We start from the raw sequence: 19,748 nt of genomic DNA, 5'->3' as shown, positions 1-19,748 counted from the left end.
TTCCCGTGAACAGCCCCTTCGCCGAAGCCATCCTGAACGGTTCGCTGCTGCTCGCCATTCCCGTGGCGCTGCTGGCAGGTCTCGTGTCCTTCCTCTCGCCCTGCGTGCTGCCCCTGGTTCCCGGCTACCTGGGCTACGTCACCGGGCTCACGGGGGTGGACCTGCAGAAGCAGAAGCGCGGCCGGATGCTGGCGGGCATTGGCTTGTTCGTTCTCGGTTTCTCGGTGATCTTCGTGCTGCTCGGCGGTGCGTTCGGGCAGCTGGGCTCCCTGATCTCGGGCGGGCAGAACTCCTGGATCACGCAGGTCCTGGGCGTCCTGGTGATCCTGATGGGCGTGGTGTTCATGGGCGGATTCTCCTGGTTCCAGCGCGACGCGAAGATCCACGCGAAACCGCCGGCGGGCCTCTGGGGCGCGCCGCTGCTGGGCATCACGTTCGGCCTCGGCTGGGCGCCCTGCATCGGCCCCACCTATTCCGCCGTCCAGCTGCTGAGCCTCTCCGGCGGGTCGTCCGCCGCGAAGGGCGCGTTCCTGGCCTTCGTCTATAGCCTTGGGCTGGGCATTCCGTTCCTGCTGATCGCCCTCGCGGTGCGCCGCGGCGCGGGCGTGATGTCCTTCTTCCGGAAGCACCGGCTGGCCATCCAGCGCACCGGCGGGGGTGTCCTGATTGCCCTGGGCATCCTGATGGCCACGGGTCTGTGGGGAACCTGGGTCACCGAATTGCAGTACTGGTTCCAAACCGATGTGAAGTTGCCGATCTGATGAGCGAGCGTGTGAAGTCAACCGAGAATTCCCCGGCAGAGGACGCCCCGCAGCCCGGGCCTGCCCAGACCGACGCTGCCAAGGACGCCGCGGCGCCTGAGGGGCAGAAGGCCAAGGACGCCGTGAAGGCCGCCAAGGCCGGGGCCGCCCTCCCGTCCCTGGGTTTCGTCGGCATGTTCCGCTGGGCCTGGACCCAGCTGACCAGCATGCGAACGGCACTGTTTCTGTTGCTGCTCCTCGCGGTGGCCGCAGTCCCCGGGTCGCTGTTCCCGCAACGGCCCGCGAACCCTTCAGTGGTCACGCAGTACATCAAGGACCACCCGGACTACGGAAAGCTGCTGGACTCGCTTCAGCTGTACGACGTCTACTCCTCGGCCTGGTTCTCGGCCATCTACATCCTGCTGTTCATCTCGCTGATCGGCTGCGTGGTGCCCCGCGCCATCGCCCACTACAAGGCCATGCGGTCGCAGCCGCCGCGCACCCCGAAGCGCCTGTCCCGCCTGCCCGAGTACGGCACCCTGGTGCTGCCCGCGGACGCCGGCATCCCGGCGTCGGACGCCATTGAGGACGCAGCGGCGCTGCTGAAGAAACGCGGATACCGCGTTGAGGTAAGGCACGACGACGGCGCGCGGCCGTCTTTGGGGGCCGAGCGCGGCTTCCTGAAGGAAGTGGGAAACCTTGTCTTCCACACCTCGCTGATCGGCGTGCTGGTGTCCGTGGCCATCGGCGGGCTGTTCGGGTACAGCGGCCAGCGCATCCTGGTGGAGGGTGACACCTTCGTGAACACCCTGGTGGGCTACGACCAGTTCAACCCCGGCACCAACTTCCAGAGCAGCCAGCTCCAGCCCTACTCGATCCAGCTGGATAAGTTCCAGGCCACCTTCGACCGTGAATCCCAGGGCAAGTACGGCCAGCCCATCGACTTCACGGCGGACGTCACCACCAAGGACAACCCCTTGGCTCCGGCCAAGAAGGAAGTCCTCAAGGTCAACGACCCGGTCAACCTCGGCGGCACCAGCATCTACCTGACGGGCAACGGCTACGCCCCGGTGGTCACGGTACGCGATGGCAAGGGCAACGTGGCCTTCCAGGGTCCTGTGGTGGCCAAGCTGCAGGGGCAGAACTACTACTCGTCCGTGGTGATCAAGGTGCCCGACGCGAAGCCCGACCAGTTGGGGTTCGTCGGCTTCTTCCTGCCCACGGCGCTGGTGACCGATAAGGGCATCTCCTTCAGCGGCGACCCCGACCTCATCAACCCGCAGCTGAGCCTGAACTCCTTCTACGGCGACCTTGGCCTGGACAAGGGCGCCCCGCAGAACGTCTTTGAGCTCGACGTCAAGAACCTCAAGGAACTCAACAGCCGGAACCTCAAGGCCGGCGGCATCACCCTCGCGCCGGGCAACACCTACACGCTGCCTGAGAGCAAGGGTTCCATCACGTTCGACGGCGTGAAGAAGTACGTGGGTGTGGACATCCACCACAACCCCGGGCAGCTCTCCGCGCTGATCTTCGCGCTGCTTGCGGTGGCCGGACTCATCGTCTCGCTGTACGTGAATCGGCGCCGCGCCTGGGTCCGCACAGGCACCCACGAGGACGGCAGGACCATGGTGGAGTACGGCCTCCTGGCCCGCGGCGAGGACCACCGGCTGGCCGGCGAGGCGGCAACGCTGCGCGGCCTCCTGTCGCGCACGTGGAACCTGGACGCCGACGATCCCGAAACAGCACCTTCCAACTCCTCACCAGCAGGCTCGCCCGAGCCGAAGAAGGACCAGTAATGTTTCCCATCAACGAGACCATGGGCCAGTACAGCGAGCTCTTCATGCTGCTTGCGGCCGGCACCTACACCGTCGCCTTCATCGCGTTCGCGTGGGATTTGGCCAAGAGCAGCAAGGCCCTGAAGGCGATCGACCTCAAGGCCGCTGCTTCCGTTACACCGGCTGCGCCGGCCAAGGTGCCGGTGGCGGCGGGAGCGTCGGCAGCCCCGTCGCGGACCGCGGGCAGCGGCGGGGACCGCCTGTCCGGACCGGCAGACCGTGCCGAGCGGCCGTCGTCGTACTCTTCCGGCGCCGGTGCCGCAGGGCAGACCGCCGACGACAGCATGCGCTACGGTGAGCGCCGCGCACCGGCACGTGTGGCTGTGGCACTGACCGTCCTGGGCGCCGCGATCCACGCCGCCGCCGTGCTGACCCGCGCGGTGGGCGCCGGGCGCGTGCCGTGGGGCAACATGTACGAGTTCCTCACCACCGGAGCGTTCCTGGTCGCGGCGGTGTTCCTGCTGGTGCTGGTCCGCCGCGATCTGCGCTTCCTGGGCACGTTTGTGGTGGGCCTGGTGATCATCATGCTGGTGGCCGCCTCCGTGGCGTTCTGGACGCCCGTCGGCCACCTGGTGCCCGCGCTGCAGAGCTACTGGCTGGTCATCCATGTGTCCATCGCAGTGCTGTCCTCGGCGCTGTTCACCCTGACGTTTGCCATGTCCGCGCTGCAGCTGGTGCAGTCGCACCGGCAGAGAACCATCGCCGCCGGAGGTGCCGACAAGCTGGGCTTCATGCGCCTGGTGCCGTCCGCGCTGAGCCTCGAGAACCTGTCCTACCGCATCAATGCGATCGCTTTCATCGGCTGGACCTTCACCCTCATGTTCGGCGCCATCTGGGCTGAGAAGGCCTGGGGGCGGTTCTGGGGCTGGGACACCAAGGAAGTCTGGACCTTCGTGATCTGGGTGGTGTACGCCGGCTACCTGCACGCCCGTGCCACCCGCGGCTGGACGGGAACCCGCGCGGCCTGGCTGTCGATCGTGGGCTACCTCTGCGTGGTCTTCAACTTCACCATCGTGAACCAGTTCTTCAACGGACTGCACTCCTACTCGGGGCTGTAGGGGTTCCTGGGGCGTTCCTCGGAGGCGCAGTCGCTTACCTGCGGGTTCGTTGATTGACCAAAAAGGGCCGCCTGGCACGCTTGCTGGGCGGCCCTTTCTGGTTAGACGGTGAACGCGCGGCCGTCGTCGGGTCTCGCGTGACGTGGCGCGGTGGGACGGAACGTGGACTGGCGTGCAGGCTTCCAGCCACGGCTCGTTAAGGCCCTGCGCACCTTGGTGATGGCGCTGGGCTCCATGCCCGGTACCAAGGGGTTCAAGTCCAACTGCGTCAGAACCAGGACGAGCCAGCCGAGTCCCCTGGCGTTTTCGTCACGGTAGATGTCGCTCCTCCGCTGGGCCGGGGTGGCGTGGTGGCCGCCGTCGTACTGGATGGCAATCATGAACTCTTCGTAGGACATGTCGGGGTCCTGCGCCCAGCCGCCTGTCTCGTTGAACATGGGTACGTTGATGGCTGGCTCGGGGAGCCCTGCACCTATCAGCAGAAGCCGCAGCTCGGTCTCCTTCGGTGAATCGGTGTTCGCGCGGATGAGAGCCCGGGCCTTCGTTGCCTTGGCGTACCCAGCCCTGCCCTGCTTACCAGCGAGGAAAGCATCCAATGCCCCCGGCGTGGCGAGGGGAGCCCTGCGTTGCAACAGGAAATCGCCGGCAATGATGAGTTCCTGCAGGGAGAGGATTCCGGCCAGATCGAACCACGTCCGGAGCGGTGACGTGCAGGCCACGTAACGGCCATCGACGATTTCCTCGTCCGGGAGCGCAAACCGGTGGCCGCAGACGTTCTTCCGCCTCACGGCCCTGGCGCCGTCTCGGCTGGTCAGATGGATCACGGCATGGTCCTCGAAACGCAGAGGCAGAGGGAAACCCCAGAGCGCAGCGGCGGAGAGGTGACTGACGACGGCTCCGGTCGCGAGTGCAAGACCCCGTGCGCGAACAAGGAGCGTGATCTCCACGGCCGCTGGCGCGCGTACGCCGTGGCACGGAATTGCCAGGTCGAGGGCGCGGGCACGCCTGCGGGTCAGGCCGGCTGCAGTGGCCTGGCGGATGGTGAACGGCTGTGCCTGCAGGGCGGGAGGAAGGGGGCGTGGACGCGGCATAGGAGCATTCTGCTGCCCGGAGCGGGCATGCATTCCGTTGTCCACAATTTAGGTCCGATGTGGAGGAATAGTGGGCGGTGTCCGCTTCGCCGTGTTGGCATCGTGTTGCTCGGGCGTTTTGCCAAAAAGGGCCGCTCAGTGGTGGTTCGAAGCGGCCGTTTTTGGTAAGTCGACGGGTGAGTGCCTTGGGGGCTACTTCGCCTCGGGATTGCCTTCGGCGTTGGCCTCGCCTGCGGTGCCCGGCTTGCGTGGACCCGGCTCACCCGCGGCCGGGCCGCTGGCGCTTGAACTGCCGCTGCCGGTGCCGGGAGCTGCGCCCGTGCCGCCCGTGCCAGTGCTACTCGTGCCCGCAGCGCCCGTGCGGTGGGGACCGCCGTCGGACTGGTTCTTCCGGGCGGCGTCGTCCCTCAGCTTGCGGAGGCGTTCCGCCTCGGCCTGGCGGCGGCGCTGCTCGAGGTTGCGCAGGAAGTCGGGGTCGTCGTCAGGGGCGGTGGGGTGGTGCTGGTAGACAGGCTGGGCCACTGCCGATGCGCGGGGTCGGCCGATCAGGAACCACAGCGCGGCGCCAATGAGCGGGAGGAGGGCAACCATGATGATCCAGGTTGTCTTGGAAAACCCGCGGGTGAGATGCCTGTCAGTCCGGATCACGTCCACCAGTCCGTAGACGTAGATGGCGAGAATGGCGACTGCGATGGCAACACGAGGCATGCAATCAGTCTAGCCGCCGTGCGCCCCGGCGGAGATTACAGTATGCCCACAGTCAGGCGCCAGCAAAACGCCGAACCCGAGCCGCAGATGTCGCCGGAGCTGCCCCAGGCAACAGGCGCTGCCCCGGTTAACGCGCCAGGCAAGGTGCCCCGAAACGGCCGGAAGGCCAAGGGCGCGGAGGGTCCATGGCACCGGCAGGATACGTTCAGGCAGGACGGCTAAACTTGGATAGTGGCTTTTCTGAAATACTCCCTGATCCGGTTTGCGATCTTCCTGCCCCTGTTTGTGCTGTTCGTCCTCCTGCAGCTGGGGTGGTTTCTGGCCGTCGTCTGTGCGGGGCTAATTTCCTTCGCCATCAGCTACCTCTTCTTCCAGAGGCAGCGCGATGCCGCGACCGCGTCACTGCACGCCCGTTTCTCCGGCCGCGCCAAGCCGATCCGCAGCGCCGGGGAGATCGATGATGCCCGGGCCGAGGACCACCTGGTCGACACGCATCCGGACGTCACCATCCGCAACGACGTCAAGAAGCGCGAACCCCGCGCCGGGGACGCCTAGGCTTACAGCCCGCTGCCTACAATCCGGCGCTCAGAACGAGTCCCAGCGAGAACAGCACGGCATAGCCGAGGTTGATGAGGCCTGTCTGCTTCAGGACCGGGATGAGGCTCTTGCGCTTCCGCCCGTTGATCATGAGCCAGGCCGGCATCAGGCAGGCCGGGATCAGCAGCAGCACAATCAGCATCCACGGCCGTGTGGGAGCCAAAATAACCACGAGCAGGATGGCAACGGCCAGCATCAGGACGTAGCTCTCGCGGGCGTGTTTGTCGCCCAGCCGCACCGCCAGGGTCTTCTTCCCGGCCTGGATGTCCGACGGGATGTCCCGGACGTTGTTGGCCATGAGCAGGGCGCACGCGATGAGGCCCGTGCCGATCGCGCCAATCACGGCAGGCAGGCCGATCTGCCCCGCCTGCGTGTAGGTGGTGCCGAGCGTGGCCACGAGCCCGAAGAACACGAACACGAAGACGTCGCCCAGGCCCATGTAGCCGTATGGGTTCTTTCCGCCGGTGTAGCCCCAGGCCGCCATCACGCAGCCCACGCCCACCAGCAGCAGCCACCACGTCTGGGTGATGAGGACCAGCCCCAGTCCCACGAGCATGGCCAGGCCGAAGGCACCGAACGCGGCATACTTCACATGTTCGGGGCGGGCGGCACCGGAGCCGACCAGCCGCAGCGGCCCGACGCGGTTCTCGTCCGTCCCGCGGATCCCGTCGGAGTAGTCGTTCGCGTAGTTGACGCCGACCTGCAGCAGCAGCGCCACGAGGGCCGCCAGGACTGCATTGAGCGGGCGGAAGGAGCCCATCTCATAGGCCGCCGCCGAGCCGATCAGGACAGGGGCGATCGCGGCCGGCAGGGTGCGGAGCCGGGCGCCTTGGATCCATTGTGCGGCTGTTGCCACGGTGAGTACCTCGTGTTGGGTCGGTGATACGTTCAAAAATGCGTGGCGTGCGCTGGGCACGCGGAAGCCGCAGCGGCGCGGCAGGACATTCTATTTTCCCTGATGGAGCGCGTTGAGGCGTTCAATCATGGCCAGCCTGTCCGGCTTGCCGTTGGGCAGCATGATCAGCTCGCCGGCCGGAAGGACGGTTTTGGGGGCCAGCAGCCCCAGCGTGCGGTGCCATTCCTCGGCCCACGCCGCCCCGTCCCGCGCAGCACCACCGGCACCAGCGCCGCCGGACGTACCGGACGCGGTGCCGGACACGGCCACATAGGCCGCCACGGCCTGGCCCCATTTCGCGGACTCGACGCCGGCCACGAAAGCCGCCGTCACGCCGTCGGACTTTTCCAGCTCAGCCTGCACGTGCGCGGCGGAGACCTTGACGCCGCCGGTGATGATGACGTCGTCGGCGCGGCCCAGCACGGTGAGCCGGCCGTCGGCGTCCAGGGTGCCGAGGTCGTTGGTCCGGTACCAGCGGCCGCCGTCCTCCTCGACGAAGGCCTCGGCCGTCGGCCCCGGCGCGTCCAGGTATCCCGCCGCGAGGGTGGCCCCGCCCAGGTGGATCCTGCCGTCTTCGGCGAGCCGCAGGGCCACGCCTTCGAGTGGATAGCCGTCGTATACGCAGCCGCCACAGGTTTCCGCCGCGCCGTACGTGGTGACCACCCGGAGGCCGGCGTCGCGCGCGGACTCGAGGAGCTCGGCCGAGGCCGGGGCGCCGCCGAGCAGGATGCCGTTGAAGCGGCGCAGCACGGCAAGCGTGTCCGCCGACGGTTCAGCGAGCAGGCGCTGCAGCTGCGTGGGCACCAGCGACGTGAAGCGGATCTTGTCCGTCAGCTCCAGCGCGGCCGCGGTGAAGGCATCGGCGGTAAAGCCCGCGGACAGGTCCATCGCCCAGGGCCGGGTGCCCGCAAACAGCGACCGCACCAGCACCTGCACGCCGGCCACGTACTGCAGCGGCAGCGCCAGGAGCCACTGCCCTTCGCCCTTGAGCGCGAACGCGGTGGCCATCGACGACGCCGCCAGCGCGTCCACCGTCAGGACGGTGGCCTTGGGCGCCCCGGTGGACCCGGACGTGCGGACCACCACTACGGCGTCCTCGAACCCTGGCGTCCGGACCGGCCTCACCACCGGATCGCCGTCGGGGCCGGCGGAGAGTTCGACGGCGGGACCCTCACCGTGGAGGGCGGCCGCCAGCGCCTTGAGGGCGGGCTCGATATTCATTGCGTGCGCCTGGGATGCGCGGGCCTGGGGAGCATGGGGTGCCTTCCGACGAGTACGGGCTTAGAAGTAGTACGGGAACCGGGACCAGTCGGGGTCGCGCTTTTGCAGGAAGGCTTCCTTGCCCTCCACGGCCTCGTCCGTCATATATGCCAGCCGGGTGGCTTCGCCGGCGAACACCTGCTGGCCGGCCAGGCCGTCGTCGGCGAGGTTGAAGGCGAACTTGAGCATCCGGATGGCCTGCGGGGACTGCCGGGCGATGTCCGCGGCGTACTCCAGGGCCACCTCCTCGAGGCGCTCGTGGTCAACGGCCTCGTTCACGGCTCCCATCCGAACCATGTCCTCAGCGGAATATTCACGGGCGAGGAAGAAGATTTCCCGGGCGGCCTTCTGGCCGATCTGCCGGGCCAGCAGCGCCGAGCCGTAGCCGGCGTCGAAACTGCCCACGGTGGCATCCGTCTGCTTGAACTTCCCAAACTGGCGCGAGGCGATGGTCAGGTCGGAAACCACGTGCAGGGAATGCCCGCCGCCGGCCGCCCAGCCGTTGACGACGGCGATGACCACCTTGGGCATGGTCCGCATGAGCCGCTGGACCTCCAGGATGTGGAGCCTGCCGGCGCGGGCGGGATCGATGGTCTCCTGGGTTTCGCCGTCGGCATAGCGGTACCCGTCGCGCCCGCGGATCCGCTGGTCCCCGCCGGAGCAGAACGAGTGGCCGCCGTCCTTGGGGGAAGGGCCGTTGCCGGTGAGCAGCACGGTGGCCACGTCCGGCGTCATCCGGGCGTGGTCCATGGCACGGTAAAGCTCGTCCACGGTCCCCGGGCGGAAGGCGTTGCGGACCTCGGGGCGGTTGAAGGCGATCCGGACGGTGGGCAGGTCCCGCACCACTGTGCCGTCCTCGGAGCGCTCCACCTGCCGGTGGTACGTCATGTCCTGGAAGTCGTCGAAGCCGGACACAGTGCGCCAGCGGGACGGGTCAAAGACGTCGGACACCTTGGCGGGGAATTCGTTGCTCACCGTCCAAGTCTAGTAATCGGCTCAGCTGATGCAGAACTCGTTGCCTTCGGGGTCCGCCATGGTGTGCCATTCGTGGGGCCCTTGGCTGGCTGTCCAGAGGAAGGTGGCGCCGCGGGCTTCCAGTTCGGCCCGGACATCGTCCTTGTCCCGGCCATCGAGGCGGACGTCCCAGTGCACCCGGTTCTTGATGGTCTTCTGCTCCGGCACGGTCTGGAACAGCAGCCGCCGTTCCGGTGCCTTGGCGTCGAGTTCCTCGGTGGGCCGGATCGCCGCGCCGTCCTTCCACACGAGCTTGCCGTTGTGCGTCATGGTTTGGTCTTCCGTGGCGAAGCCCTGGCTGATCATGGACCGGATGAAGCCCTCGTCCTGGGGCTCCACGGACCAGTCCAGTGTTTCGGCCCACCAGTCGGCGAGGTCGTGCGGGTGCTTGCAGTCGATGGCGATCTGAATGTTGAGTCCCATGGCACCAAGCTACGACGGCGGCGCCGCCCCCGGATAGGGGCAGGGCCCGCGACGAGGTGGCAGTTCGCGGCAGTCCCACTGGCCAACACTGCCGCGATCTGTCATCTCGATGGGCCGGACGGCGGGCCGGGCTAGCCTTGCGCCGCCCGCTGCAGCTGGTCCAGGAGCTCCGGCGGGATGGTGTACAGGAAGACCGCGGCCAGCAGGTTCTTGGCGGCATGGACGAAGTAGGAGAACATCAGGTTCCGCCCCGTCCACATGTAGACAAACACCAGCGTGCCGCCCATCGCCAGGTACGGCATGAGCGCGGGGAGCGTGAGCGCTTCCTGGCCCACGATATGCAGGGCGGCGAAGAGGACCACGGACAGCCCGCAACAGACCCAGATGTTGACCCGCCGGCTCAGTTTGCCGATCAGCAGGTGCCGGAACACATACTCCTCGACGAACGGGCCCACCACGACAATCAGCGGCACCATCAGCCAGGCCGGCACCTGCCGCATGAGCGCCTGCAGCTCGGCCTGGTTTACGGATGTCTGCGTGGTGCCACCCACGGCCACCAGGACGGCGGTGACAATCATCATGGCGACGACGGCCAGCGGCACCATCGCGAGCGTAAACCAGGGCCGGGTGGCAAGCACCTTGAGGTCCCGGGACACCACCGCGCGGGCGGCAAACAGTGCCAGGACGCCGACGCAGCCGTAGAACAGGAGGTTCACGCCGTAGGAGGCGACGGCCGGCGTCGGGGCCAGTGCCCGGAGTAGCGGCAGGATCAGTTCCCCGGCCAGCGCGAAGAACGCGGCCACGGCCACATAAAGCCCCACGGCGGTGAGGTCCAGCGGCGAAAACCGGTAGAGATCCGGCCGCGGAGCAGGGAGCATGCGTCTGGTATTCACCATGCCTCCAGCGTAGTGCGCTTGCCCGACGGCGGTGCGAAGCTTGACGGGGCCGGCCGCCCGCGGGCAGGCTTGACCCATGAAGTCCTAACCACGACGCCGGCATTGTCCGGCGTCGACCATGTTCCGGCCTGTATCCGTTACCTGGATCTGTCGACCCGCCTTTTGCCCGCCCGCAGCTTCGCGCCAAGGCATTCGGTGTTGACCTGGCCACAGACAAGGCCCTGTAGAGGAATGCACCGAGACGTGTGCACCGGTCTCCGGGGCCGCCATTTGGACTGCGAGGACTTCCCATGACTGACCCACATTTCCGTACCGAACAGCTGTATCTGTCCGGTGTATCCCACGGCTACGGGGACCGCGAACTCTTCACCGGCGTCGAACTGGTGATCGCCGCGGGGGAACACGCCGCCGTCGTGGGCGAGAACGGTGCGGGCAAATCCACGCTGCTGCGGATCCTCGCGGGTATCGAGCCGCCCGCCGAAGGCACGGCCCAGCGGCATGGCCGGGTGGGCTACCTGGCGCAGACGTCCGGACTTTCCGCACGGCTGACCGTGGCCGACGCCATCGATGATGCGCTCCGGGCACTCCGGGAAATGGAAGCTGAGCTGGAACGGCTTGAGGCCGGCCTGGCATCGGCCGGGCCGGCCGAGCTGGAGGCCTACGGGAACCTGCAGACCCAGTACCAGCTGCGCGAGGGCTACGCCGCGGAGTCCCGCGTGGAGGCGGCGCTGGACCGGCTGGGCCTGGGTGGCCTGGACCGCGGCCGGACGCTGGGGTCGCTGTCCGGCGGGGAGCAGGAGCGCGTCGCGCTGGCCTGTCTGCTGGCCGATCCCGCGGACATCCTGCTCCTGGATGAGCCCACGAACCACCTGGACGCCAGCGGCACAGCATGGCTGGAAGGCCGCCTCGCAGCGCACCGGGGAGCCGTGGTGGTGGTCTCGCACGACCGCGTGCTGCTGCGGAAGGTCGCAGCCGCCGTCATCGAGGTCGACGCCGAGCGCCGCACGGTGAACCGCTACGGCAACGGCTATGACGGCTACCTGAAGGAGAAGCGGTCAGAACGCCAGCGCTGGGTGCAGCAGTACCACGGCTGGATCGACGCCATGGCGGCCGAGCGGCGGCAGGCGGACACCGTGGCCGGCCGGATGGGCTATGCCCGCCGGCGGGACAACGACAAGGCGGCCTTCGACTTCAAGACCGGAACCTGGGAGCGCGCCGCTGCCAGCAAGATTCGGAATGCACAGGAGCGGCTGCGCCGCCTGGAGGACAACCCCGTGGAGCGCCCGCCAGAACGGCTGAAGCTCGACGCCGGGCTCGACGGCGGCGCGAACGGCAAGCTCGACGGCGGGTTCGACGCCGGGCGAGGGGCCGCCCCGGGGGCCGCCCTAGGATCCGGCGGGAGCGCTGGCGGGAGTACCGGGAGCGGACGCGAGGAGGCCGCCGATGGGGTCCTTCACGCCCGCAACACCCGGGTGCCCGGCCGGCTGGACGTTCCCGAGTTCCGCGTGGACCGAGGGCAGAAAATCCTCATCACCGGGCCCAACGGTGCCGGGAAGTCCACGCTGCTCTCTGTTCTGGCGGGAACTCTCGAGCCGGCCGCGGGACAGGTGGTGCGCCACGGCCGGATCGGCTACCTGCAGCAGGAGCTGGAGCTGCCCGAGCACCCGTCCATGCGGCTGCTGCCGGCCTTCGCCGCAGGGCTTGGCGGGAACATCGACGACCACGCCGAGGCGCTGCTGCGGCTGGGCCTCTTCCGCACCAGCGAATTCCATGTTCCCGTGGGTGCCCTGTCGGCAGGCCAGCAGCGCAGGCTGGCACTCGCGCGGCTGCTGCTCGGCCACAAGGACATCATGCTCCTCGACGAACCCAGCAACCATCTGGCTCCCGCGTTGGTGGAGGAGCTGGAATCGGCGCTCGCGGAGTTCGGCGGAACAGTCGTGATGGTCAGCCACGACCGGGCCCTGGGCGAGTGGTTCGACGGCTGCGCGGGCCGGTCACGGGTCCGGGCCCACGAAGGTGCTTCGGGGACATGGCTCAGGTACACGATGGCGGACGGCACGCTGGAGGAGGTGGCGCTGCCCGCCTGAGCCTCGCGAAGCAGCCCCAGCGGGCCCGGCTGAGCCCCCGCGGCGGACAAGCATGCGCCGTCCCCAGGCCTGTGCAAGCAAAGAGAAAACCCAGGCCCGGCGGGTTGCCGGGCCTGGGTTTTCGCGTCCGCCGTGTGCGCCGCAGGCGGAACGGGGAACCCAGGACCTACCGGAACAGGGCGCTGTACGTTCCCATGATGATCCGGTCGCCGGGCGTGGACTTCCTGATGTAATCCACCACGGCCCAGTCGTCCAGCGAGATGCAGCCCGCCGTCGGGACCTTGTTCATGTGCAGGAAGATGGCGAAGCCGGCGTCCTGCACGATGTTGGGACGGTTGTAGTTGACCACCACGCCCTGGCGGTAGTCATGCGTGGCGCGGGTGGCGAAGTACCACATGTTCTCGTCCCAGCCCACCCACGAGGAGGACTCGAAGTACTTGTTGTACGTCGCGGTCCAGGGGTTGCCGCCCCAGCGGGAGCGGGCGTTGAGGGTGCGGTAGGGGAGCGCCGTTCCGGGGTTGCCCAGGCCGAAGGCCTCCGTCACCGAGTACGAGCCCGTGGGTGAGTACAGGTAGCGGGTGGGCCCCGACGGGACACCCGGCGCCTTGAAACCGGAGGCGCCCACGTAACCGTCCGTCCGCCAGTCCTGGACGTACGTTCCGGCCATCCGGACGCAGTAGACGTTGGTGGCATACGACTGGCCGTAGCCCTGGGTGAATGTGAGCAGCACCCGGTTGGCGCCGTAGGTGGAGTACCGGGACCGCCCGTTGTTCAGCTTCTGGCACTCGGTGATTCCGTATGGCCGGGTGCCACCAGCTTTGGTGTAGCCGATGAAGCCGCGCTGGAATGACTGGATGCACTGGTCGCCGGCGCACCGTTCGTTCGCCGTCGGGTAGCCCAGCCAGCCGCCGGCGCCGCCGTTGGTGGCGTACCGCTGGGCGATGCCTGCCCGGACAATCCAGGCCGGGGTCAGCGGAGACCAGTAGATGGCGCCGCCCTGGAACCGCTGGATGCACCCGCCGGCCGCCTGCCCGCAGGCCTCGTTGGCCACGGGATAGCCCAGGGAACTCCGGTTGCCGCCGGTCAGGATGTACCTGGTGCCGATGCCGCCGCGCGTGATCCAGGCGCCTGTGGCGGGCGACCAGTAGATGCTGCCGCCCTGGAACCGCTGGAGGCAGCCGCCTGCAACCTGGCCGCAGGCTTCTGTGGTGGTGGGGTAGCCCAAGACGCCGTTCTGCGCACCGGCGGCGCGCCAGCGGGAGCCCACGCCGCCCCGGATCACCTGGCCTCCGATCTGCGGCGACCAGTAGATGGTGCCGTTGTCGAATGCCTGCGAGCAGCCCCCGTTTTTCAGGCCGCAGGTTTCACCGGCCGACGGCAGGCCCAGCACGGACTCGGCGCCCGACGCTGCCCAGCGGCTGCCGATGCCCGTCCCGGTGGAGAAGTTGAGGAACCGGGTGCCGGTCCAGATGATCACCTTGCCGGTGGAGAACTTCTGCAGGGACCGTACCCCCAGGGCGATTTCGTCGCCGATGGGGTAGCCGAAGGCCGCGAGGCCGCCGCCCGCTGTCCACTGCGGACCGGTGCGCCCGGAGGACAGCAGGACCGGATGGGCGCCCGACTTGGACGTCCAGTAGATCGAGCCGCCGGTGAAGGTCTGCACGCAGAGGCCGGCCGAGCACTGCTCGTTTGCCGTCGGCTCGCCGAGTACGCCGCCCGCCCCGCCAAGGCTCCGCCACTTGGCGCCGATGCCGCCGGCGGTGACAAATTCGGGGTCGGGGCCAGGCGCCGGATCCGTGAGGGCAGGATCTGTGACAGCGGGACCAGTTACAGACGGATCTGTGACAGCGGGACCAGTTACAGACGGGTCCGACGGCGGCTCCGGGGCCGCGGGGTCCGTCACCGGAGCGGTGGCCGGGTCAGTCACCGCCCCCGTTGCCGGGCCGGTTGCCGGATCGGTGCCTGGGTCAGTAACGGGATCGGGTACCGGGTCAGCAGCGGGGGCAGTGGCCGGGCCGGTGGTGTCCGCAGTGGCGCCTGTGGTTTCGGCTGCGGGGGAGGAAGAGTCAGTTGCCTGGCTGGGCGGCGTCCCGGAGCCGACGGCGAGGGCAGGAGAAGACGCGAGTGGTCCGGCCGCCAGGCTCAGGAGCAGGGCAGCCGCAAGTATTGGTTTTTTCACGAAGCATCCTCCACCGACACAACCGGTTCGCACGTGCCGGCCTGGCCCGTGGTTTTGGCGAAGTTCTTTGCAGAAACTTCAGCCGATTTCCCTGCCTGGACCGTTTCGGTGATCAGGGTGTGCCCCTGGACAGCCGCGCCGACGGTGACTGCAATGGCCACTGTGTAGGTCTTGGCTTTATCCGAGGAGTTGACCAGGGTGCCCTTGAACGTCCACTGGCCGTCCGGACCGGCCGCGCAGGTGTGCTCCTGCAGGGCGTCGATCGCGTTCAGCGATGTGGACACATCGGTGGGCAGGGATGGGGCCGTCGTGGGTGGTGGGGATTCCGACGGCGGCTGGGACACCGCCGTCGTACTGGTTGCCGATGGTGACGCGCCCGGTCCGGGAGGGGCTGTGCCCCCGCCGGAACACCCCGAGGCTGCCAGCAGCAAGGCCGCGGGCAGCAGTAGAACTCTCTTTCTCATAGTCCCCCCTGAAGAATGGCGCGAGTGCCGGCCTCCGCATGAGACGGTGCGGACACCATGGCCGGAAACGAATCCCCGGCCATGGTGCTCAGAGTAGCCGCAATCCGGGCTCTTGAGGGAGCCTTTTCTCCATTCGATTACTGTTTCGTTGCCGCAGGTGAGGGCCGTATCAGGCCGGTCTCCGGACGCTGCCGGACGCCGGGAAAGGCAGGGCCGGACGCCGCGGAATGTTGCCCGCGTCACGGGGCAGCCCGGAAATCTTGTACGATGGATGGGCCGTGCGAACCTTCGATGCTCTACGAGTTTTTGTACAGATACCGTCCTCAAAAGGGGCTAAAAGCCGAATTATCTGTACAAAAACTCCAGGTTCCGGAACCGGCAGTGCCCTACCCAAAGGCAACCCCCGACCTGCAAGGAACAGTTGTGCCTCAAAGTACCCCCACAGAACTTATGAGCCCGACGGCTCCATCCGCCGCCGTCGACTCGACCCTCAGCGCCGAGGGCTACAAGAAGACCCTGAGCCGGCGCCACGTCACCATGATCGCGATGGGCGGCGCCATCGGCGTGGGCCTCTTCATGGGAGCCGGCGGCCGGCTGGCTTCCACGGGCCCCGCCCTGATCTTCTCCTACGCCATCGCCGGCGTCATCGCCTACCTGCTGATGCGCGCGCTCGGCGAGCTCATCATGTACCGCCAGACCTCCGGCTCCTTCGTGAGCTACGCCGGCGAGCTGTTCGGCAAGAAGGGCGCCTACCTGTCCGGCTGGATGTACTTCATCAACTGGGCCATGACCGGCATCGCTGAGCTGATCGCGATCGGCCTCTACTTCCAGTTCTTCTTCCCCAATGTCCCCGTGGAGCTCTCCGCCATCGCAGCGCTGGTGCTGCTGGTGGCCGTTAACCTGCTCAGCGTCAAGGCGTTCGGCGAATTCGAATTCTGGGCGTCCTGCCTCAAGGTGGCCGCCATCCTGATCTTCCTGGCCGTGGGCACCTTCATGGTGGTCACCAACGCCAAGGTGGGCGCCGGCCATGCGTCGCCGGTCAACCTCTTCGCCGGCGACGGCGGCATGTTCCCCAAGGGCGCCCTGGTGATGATCCTGGTGCTCAACGCCGTCATCTTCGCCTACAACGCCATCGAACTCGTGGGCATCACCGCCGGCGAGATGGAAAACCCGGAACGTGAAGTGCCCAAGGCGATCCGCGCCGTCGTGATCCGCATCGTGGTGTTCTACGTGGGTTCCGTGACCCTGCTGGCCATGCTGCTGCCCTCGGACCAGTACAAGGCCGGCATCTCGCCGTTCGTCACCGTGTTCGGCCAGATGGGGCTGCCGTGGATGGGTGACGTCATGAACATGATCGTCATCACCGCCGCGCTGTCCTCCTGCAACTCCGGCCTGTACTCGATTGGCCGGATCTTCCGCACCATGGCCAACAACGGCCACGCCCCGCAGTGGCTGACCAGGATGTCCAGCCGCCACGTGCCGTACGCCGCCATCCTGGCCATCGCCGCCGTCTACCTCGTGGGCATCCTGCTCAATATCTGGCTGGGCGGTTCGCACGCCTTCGATCTCGCGCTGAACACCGCCTCGATCGGCGTCATCTTCACCTGGGGCTCCATCTTTGCCAGCCAGATCGCGCTGCGCGAGAAGAAGGGCACCGTCTCCAGCCTGCCCATGCCGGGTTCGCCGTGGACCAGCTGGGCCGGACTCGTGGCGCTGCTGGCCATCACCGTGCTGATCGGCTTCGACACCATGACGGACAAGGCCACGGGCGACGTCTTCCTGCTGGGCCTCTGGACCCTGGCCAGCATCCCGTTCTTCGCCGTGGTGCTGTGGCTGGGCTGGCAGAAGGTCAAGAACAACGAGCCGAAGAGCCATCTCTTCAACTAGGTTCCAGTTTTGATCACGACGGCGGCGGGTCACCTTTTGCGAAAGGCGGCCCGCCGCCGTCGTTCTTTCCATCGATTGCTCCGCAGACGCCCTTTTGAGCGCCCAAAAGGGCGTTTATGGAGCAATCGATGGGGATCTCAGGTGTTTCGCGAAATGCTCCTCGATCCGGCGCCACGCCTCCGGGGCGGCGGCCGGATCCGGGCCGATCCCCATCACGCGCGTCAGCGGGCGAAGGGCCCGTGGGCCTTCCTCCTGGTCGTTCAGGAAGGAGTGCCCCGCCGTCGGGAACTCCCTGACGTCGTGTTCAACGTCCACCGCATCCAGGGCGGCTTCCAGCCTGGCGGCGGCGCCCCGCAGGGTGCGGTCCCTGGCGCCGTAGTTCGCGACGAGCGGGCAGGCGCCGCGGAGCGCCGGCTCGAGGTCGCGGGGGAGGCGGCCGTAGTTCACGGAGGCGGCGTCGAAGCCGTCGTTGGCTGCCAGCAGCGCGAACCCGCCGCCCATGCAGAAGCCGATGACACCCGTCCTGCCGGTGCAAACGGGCGATGCCTGCAGCCAGGACCGCGCCGCAGCGATGTCGGCGAAGACCCGCCCTTCGCCGGTGATCATGGATTTCATGGTTCCAACGAGGCAGCGGCGCGGGCCGCCGTCGCTGTAGAGATCGACGGCGAGGGTGAGATAACCGGCCGCCGCCAGCCGGTCGGCGTGGCGGCGGATCTGGTCGTTAAGGCCGAACGCCTCGTGGATCATCACGACGCCGGGAAAGGGGCCCGGCCCGGACGGTGTGGCGAGGTAGCCGCGAAGGTTCTTGGAGCCGCCGGCTGACTCGCCTGGCCCGCCCAGATCTGCGTACGTCATGGGCACAGTCTTGCACGGTCCGCCGTGCGGGGTGGCAGGCCCGAGCTTGACGCAAAAACGGCGACGCCGGGCTCCCCCCAAGGGAGTCCGGCGTCGCCGTTGAGCGTGGTGTACTAATCCCGCTTGAATTCGTCCTTGACGTCTTCGCCGACCTTCTTGGCGTCGGCCACCACCTGGTCCTTCTGGCCTTCTGCCTTCAGGCGGTCATTGTCCGTGGCGTTGCCGGCGGCTTCCTTCGCCTTGCCGCCGAAGTCCTCTGCAGCGTTCTGGATCTTGTCTCCGATGCCCATGGTGGGAACCACCTTCCGTTGCCGGTTGATCTGACAAAGCCATTTCAGCCTAACACGAAGCATGCTTACTATTTCAAGCCCCGGTCCCACGTTTTCTGTGGCGCCCAGAATGTCGGTGCCGCGGTTAGGCTCGAAGGATGGATCACAGCATCAGCCTGAGTCAGCACGTCAACGCCAGTCCGGAGAAGGTGTGGCAGGTGATTTCGGATGTTCCGGGGTCCGCCGCCACGCTGTCCGGGGTCGAGTCCATCCAGATGGTCAGCGAGGGGCCGTACGGCGAAGGGACCCGCTGGAAGGAGACGCGGTCCATGATGGGCCGGCGCGAAACCGTGGAAATGTGGGTGTCCCAGGCGGATCCGCCGCACAGCACTACGGTCAAAGCGTTGCAGGGGGGAGCCGACTACACGTCCCGCTTCACGCTGGAAGAGAGCGGCGGCGGGACTGACCTGACCATGACCTTCGGCGCGGACGTCCTCAGGCCCACCGTATTCAGCCGGCTGATGCTCGCACTGTTTGGACGGATGGGCATGAACCTGACGCGCAAGGCGCTGGCGAAGGATCTGGCCGAGATCGCGGCGAAAGCGGAGCAGCTCTAGTGGCGGGAAGGTCTGCGGGCAAACCCCGGCAGGGTGCGGCATTGAAGGTTACCCCGCCGAGGCTGGCGCCGGTCACCCTGGACGGGCTCAGGGATGACGACGCGCCGGACTTCAGGCGTGCCGACCGGTACGACGGCGTGCGGTACAGCCGCGCTGCCGCCGACGGGCTGGAGCTCAGCGGCATCACCTTCGCCGAATGTGAATTCGCCGGCGTCTCCTTCAATGAAGCCCAGTTGCGGGGCGCCACCTTCCGGGACTGCGTTGTCGAGGAGGCCTTTGCCCCTGTCCTCAACGCCGCCCGGTCCACGATGCACGACGTCGTCTTCAGCAACCCCAGGTGGGGGTCGGCGGAGCTGTACGAGGGCGGCTGGCAGTCGGTGCGGATCGATGGCGGCAAGATCGACTACCTGAACCTGCGGGGATCGCGTCTGGCGGACGTGCAGATCAGTGACTGCATCATCAGCGAACTGGACCTCGGCTCCGCCACCGCCGCCCGGGTGGCGCTGAAAAACTGCACCATCGGAAGCCTGGACCTCACCGGCGCCAAGCTGAAGGACTTCGACCTGCGCGGCACCGACTTCCGGAGCATCAGCGGCCTGGGCAGTCTTGCCGGCGTCGTGATCGACGAATACCAGCTCGGGCTCCTGGCCCCGCTGCTGGCGGCGCATTTGGGTGTCGTGGTGGCCTGACGGGCCTAAGCCGATGAGGCACCCCTGCTCCGGGGCTGAGGAGTTTTTGTCCACTTGTCACGACTTCGAGGCGCTCTAACCCACGACAGCGCAGGTTGTCAAGCTGTGTGGAGTCACTGGGCTGGTTGTTTGGTTGTTTCGGGTAGGTTGATTCCGGCGTGGCTGGGTGGGGCTGGTGTGGTGG

19 protein-coding genes are annotated in these 19,748 nt (G+C 67.5%); 8 read left to right on the top strand and 11 right to left on the bottom strand.

Annotated features, from left to right (window positions below):
* The first annotated feature begins 5 nt into the window (after positions 1-5).
* Genes ACFRAU_RS22505 through ccsB form a run of 3 tightly spaced genes read left to right on the top strand, consistent with a single transcriptional unit; the run spans position 6 to position 3,633 of the window.
* Complete coding sequence (locus ACFRAU_RS22505) at positions 6-761, top strand: cytochrome c biogenesis CcdA family protein (protein WP_378001557.1); 756 nt, start codon at positions 6-8, stop codon at positions 759-761.
* Complete coding sequence (locus ACFRAU_RS22500) at positions 761-2,536, top strand: cytochrome c biogenesis protein ResB (protein ID WP_378001556.1); 1,776 nt, start codon at positions 761-763, stop codon at positions 2,534-2,536. Before ACFRAU_RS22505 ends, ACFRAU_RS22500 begins: the two co-directional genes overlap by 1 nt.
* Positions 2,536-3,633 carry a c-type cytochrome biogenesis protein CcsB gene (ccsB, locus tag ACFRAU_RS22495; RefSeq protein WP_378001555.1) on the top strand — a complete coding sequence of 366 codons (1,098 nt, stop codon included), beginning with the start codon at positions 2,536-2,538 and terminating at the stop codon, positions 3,631-3,633. The genes ACFRAU_RS22500 and ccsB overlap by 1 nt, the downstream gene beginning before the upstream one ends.
* A 101-nt stretch (positions 3,634-3,734) precedes the next feature.
* Here the strand turns inward: ccsB and ACFRAU_RS22490 are convergent, their stop codons facing one another.
* Positions 3,735-4,724: a hypothetical protein gene (locus ACFRAU_RS22490; protein WP_378001554.1), complete on the bottom strand. Its 990-nt coding sequence runs from the start codon at positions 4,722-4,724 to the stop codon at positions 3,735-3,737.
* A gap of 192 nt (positions 4,725-4,916) precedes the next feature.
* The gene (locus tag ACFRAU_RS22485; protein WP_377996748.1) at positions 4,917-5,432 is read right to left on the bottom strand and encodes a PLD nuclease N-terminal domain-containing protein; all 516 of its coding nucleotides are present in this window, start codon (positions 5,430-5,432) and stop codon (positions 4,917-4,919) included.
* Between the two features lie 231 nt (positions 5,433-5,663).
* On the opposite strand from ACFRAU_RS22485, the gene ACFRAU_RS22480 reads away from it, so the two are divergent.
* Complete coding sequence (locus tag ACFRAU_RS22480) at positions 5,664-5,987, top strand: DUF4229 domain-containing protein (protein ID WP_377996747.1); 324 nt, start codon at positions 5,664-5,666, stop codon at positions 5,985-5,987.
* A 16-nt stretch (positions 5,988-6,003) separates the two neighbouring features.
* Here the strand turns inward: ACFRAU_RS22480 and ACFRAU_RS22475 are convergent, their stop codons facing one another.
* From ACFRAU_RS22475 to ACFRAU_RS22455, 5 genes are all read right to left on the bottom strand, one after another.
* The gene (locus tag ACFRAU_RS22475; RefSeq protein ID WP_377996746.1) at positions 6,004-6,885 is read right to left on the bottom strand and encodes a 1,4-dihydroxy-2-naphthoate polyprenyltransferase; all 882 of its coding nucleotides are present in this window, start codon (positions 6,883-6,885) and stop codon (positions 6,004-6,006) included.
* Between the two features lie 90 nt (positions 6,886-6,975).
* Entirely contained in the window at positions 6,976-8,145 is a 1,170-nt protein-coding gene (locus ACFRAU_RS22470; protein WP_378001553.1) for an AMP-binding protein, read from the bottom strand.
* A 60-nt stretch (positions 8,146-8,205) separates the two neighbouring features.
* Complete coding sequence (locus ACFRAU_RS22465; RefSeq protein ID WP_378001552.1) at positions 8,206-9,159, bottom strand: 1,4-dihydroxy-2-naphthoyl-CoA synthase; 954 nt, start codon at positions 9,157-9,159, stop codon at positions 8,206-8,208.
* Positions 9,160-9,180: 21 nt separating this feature from the next.
* Complete coding sequence (locus tag ACFRAU_RS22460; RefSeq protein WP_378001551.1) at positions 9,181-9,621, bottom strand: VOC family protein; 441 nt, start codon at positions 9,619-9,621, stop codon at positions 9,181-9,183.
* Between the two features lie 131 nt (positions 9,622-9,752).
* The gene (locus tag ACFRAU_RS22455; RefSeq protein ID WP_378001550.1) at positions 9,753-10,517 is read right to left on the bottom strand and encodes a CPBP family intramembrane glutamic endopeptidase; all 765 of its coding nucleotides are present in this window, start codon (positions 10,515-10,517) and stop codon (positions 9,753-9,755) included.
* Between the two features lie 290 nt (positions 10,518-10,807).
* On the opposite strand from ACFRAU_RS22455, the gene ACFRAU_RS22450 reads away from it, so the two are divergent.
* Complete coding sequence (locus ACFRAU_RS22450) at positions 10,808-12,604, top strand: ABC-F family ATP-binding cassette domain-containing protein (RefSeq protein ID WP_378001549.1); 1,797 nt, start codon at positions 10,808-10,810, stop codon at positions 12,602-12,604.
* 166 nt (positions 12,605-12,770) lie between these two features.
* On the opposite strand, the gene ACFRAU_RS22445 is transcribed toward ACFRAU_RS22450, so the two are convergent.
* On the bottom strand, positions 12,771-14,783 hold the full coding sequence (locus tag ACFRAU_RS22445) for a hypothetical protein (RefSeq protein ID WP_378001548.1): 2,013 nt from the start codon (positions 14,781-14,783) through the stop codon (positions 12,771-12,773).
* On the bottom strand, positions 14,780-15,247 hold the full coding sequence (locus ACFRAU_RS22440) for a hypothetical protein (protein WP_378001547.1): 468 nt from the start codon (positions 15,245-15,247) through the stop codon (positions 14,780-14,782). Before ACFRAU_RS22440 ends, ACFRAU_RS22445 begins: the two co-directional genes overlap by 4 nt.
* Positions 15,248-15,670: 423 nt before the next feature.
* Here ACFRAU_RS22440 and ACFRAU_RS22435 point away from each other — a divergent pair, with 423 nt between their 5' ends.
* Positions 15,671-17,134: an amino acid permease gene (locus ACFRAU_RS22435; protein WP_378001546.1), complete on the top strand. Its 1,464-nt coding sequence runs from the start codon at positions 15,671-15,673 to the stop codon at positions 17,132-17,134.
* Positions 17,135-17,248: 114 nt separating this feature from the next.
* Here ACFRAU_RS22435 and ACFRAU_RS22430 read toward each other — a convergent pair whose 3' ends face one another.
* Both ACFRAU_RS22430 and ACFRAU_RS22425 read right to left on the bottom strand, forming a co-directional pair.
* Complete coding sequence (locus ACFRAU_RS22430) at positions 17,249-17,989, bottom strand: dienelactone hydrolase family protein (protein ID WP_378001545.1); 741 nt, start codon at positions 17,987-17,989, stop codon at positions 17,249-17,251.
* A gap of 113 nt (positions 17,990-18,102) precedes the next feature.
* A complete protein-coding gene (locus ACFRAU_RS22425) occupies positions 18,103-18,279 on the bottom strand; it encodes a CsbD family protein (protein WP_003797692.1) in 177 nt (58 codons plus the stop codon).
* Positions 18,280-18,416: 137 nt separating this feature from the next.
* Between ACFRAU_RS22425 and ACFRAU_RS22420 the strand changes: the two genes are divergently transcribed.
* Both ACFRAU_RS22420 and ACFRAU_RS22415 read left to right on the top strand, forming a co-directional pair.
* Positions 18,417-18,875: an SRPBCC family protein gene (locus ACFRAU_RS22420; RefSeq protein WP_378001544.1), complete on the top strand. Its 459-nt coding sequence runs from the start codon at positions 18,417-18,419 to the stop codon at positions 18,873-18,875.
* A gap of 41 nt (positions 18,876-18,916) precedes the next feature.
* The gene (locus ACFRAU_RS22415; RefSeq protein WP_377996848.1) at positions 18,917-19,564 is read left to right on the top strand and encodes a pentapeptide repeat-containing protein; all 648 of its coding nucleotides are present in this window, start codon (positions 18,917-18,919) and stop codon (positions 19,562-19,564) included.
* The last annotated feature ends 184 nt before the right edge of the window (positions 19,565-19,748 follow it).

The organism is Arthrobacter sp. NPDC056691, from assembly GCF_042791415.1.
Lineage (GTDB): Bacteria > Actinomycetota > Actinomycetes > Actinomycetales > Micrococcaceae > Arthrobacter.
Note: the sequence above shows the minus strand (reverse complement) of the source record. Positions and strands in the feature narration are given on the sequence as shown.

Excerpts from the sequence above, each read along its gene's own strand:
- ACFRAU_RS22440 (WP_378001547.1), bottom strand. The coding sequence starts at position 15,247 with ATGAGAAAGAGAGTTCTACTGCTGCCCGCGGCCTTGCTGCTGGCAGCC.
- ACFRAU_RS22430 (WP_378001545.1), bottom strand. The coding sequence starts at position 17,989 with ATGACGTACGCAGATCTGGGCGGGCCAGGCGAGTCAGCCGGCGGCTCC.
- ACFRAU_RS22500 (WP_378001556.1), top strand. The coding sequence starts at position 761 with ATGAGCGAGCGTGTGAAGTCAACCGAGAATTCCCCGGCAGAGGACGCC.
- ACFRAU_RS22455 (WP_378001550.1), bottom strand. The coding sequence starts at position 10,517 with ATGGTGAATACCAGACGCATGCTCCCTGCTCCGCGGCCGGATCTCTAC.
- ACFRAU_RS22485 (WP_377996748.1), bottom strand. The coding sequence starts at position 5,432 with ATGCCTCGTGTTGCCATCGCAGTCGCCATTCTCGCCATCTACGTCTAC.
- ACFRAU_RS22470 (WP_378001553.1), bottom strand. The coding sequence starts at position 8,145 with ATGAATATCGAGCCCGCCCTCAAGGCGCTGGCGGCCGCCCTCCACGGT.
- ACFRAU_RS22490 (WP_378001554.1), bottom strand. The coding sequence starts at position 4,724 with ATGCCGCGTCCACGCCCCCTTCCTCCCGCCCTGCAGGCACAGCCGTTC.
- ccsB (WP_378001555.1), top strand. The coding sequence starts at position 2,536 with ATGTTTCCCATCAACGAGACCATGGGCCAGTACAGCGAGCTCTTCATG.
- ACFRAU_RS22450 (WP_378001549.1), top strand. The coding sequence starts at position 10,808 with ATGACTGACCCACATTTCCGTACCGAACAGCTGTATCTGTCCGGTGTA.
- ACFRAU_RS22425 (WP_003797692.1), bottom strand. The coding sequence starts at position 18,279 with ATGGGCATCGGAGACAAGATCCAGAACGCTGCAGAGGACTTCGGCGGC.
- ACFRAU_RS22460 (WP_378001551.1), bottom strand. The coding sequence starts at position 9,621 with ATGGGACTCAACATTCAGATCGCCATCGACTGCAAGCACCCGCACGAC.
- ACFRAU_RS22420 (WP_378001544.1), top strand. The coding sequence starts at position 18,417 with ATGGATCACAGCATCAGCCTGAGTCAGCACGTCAACGCCAGTCCGGAG.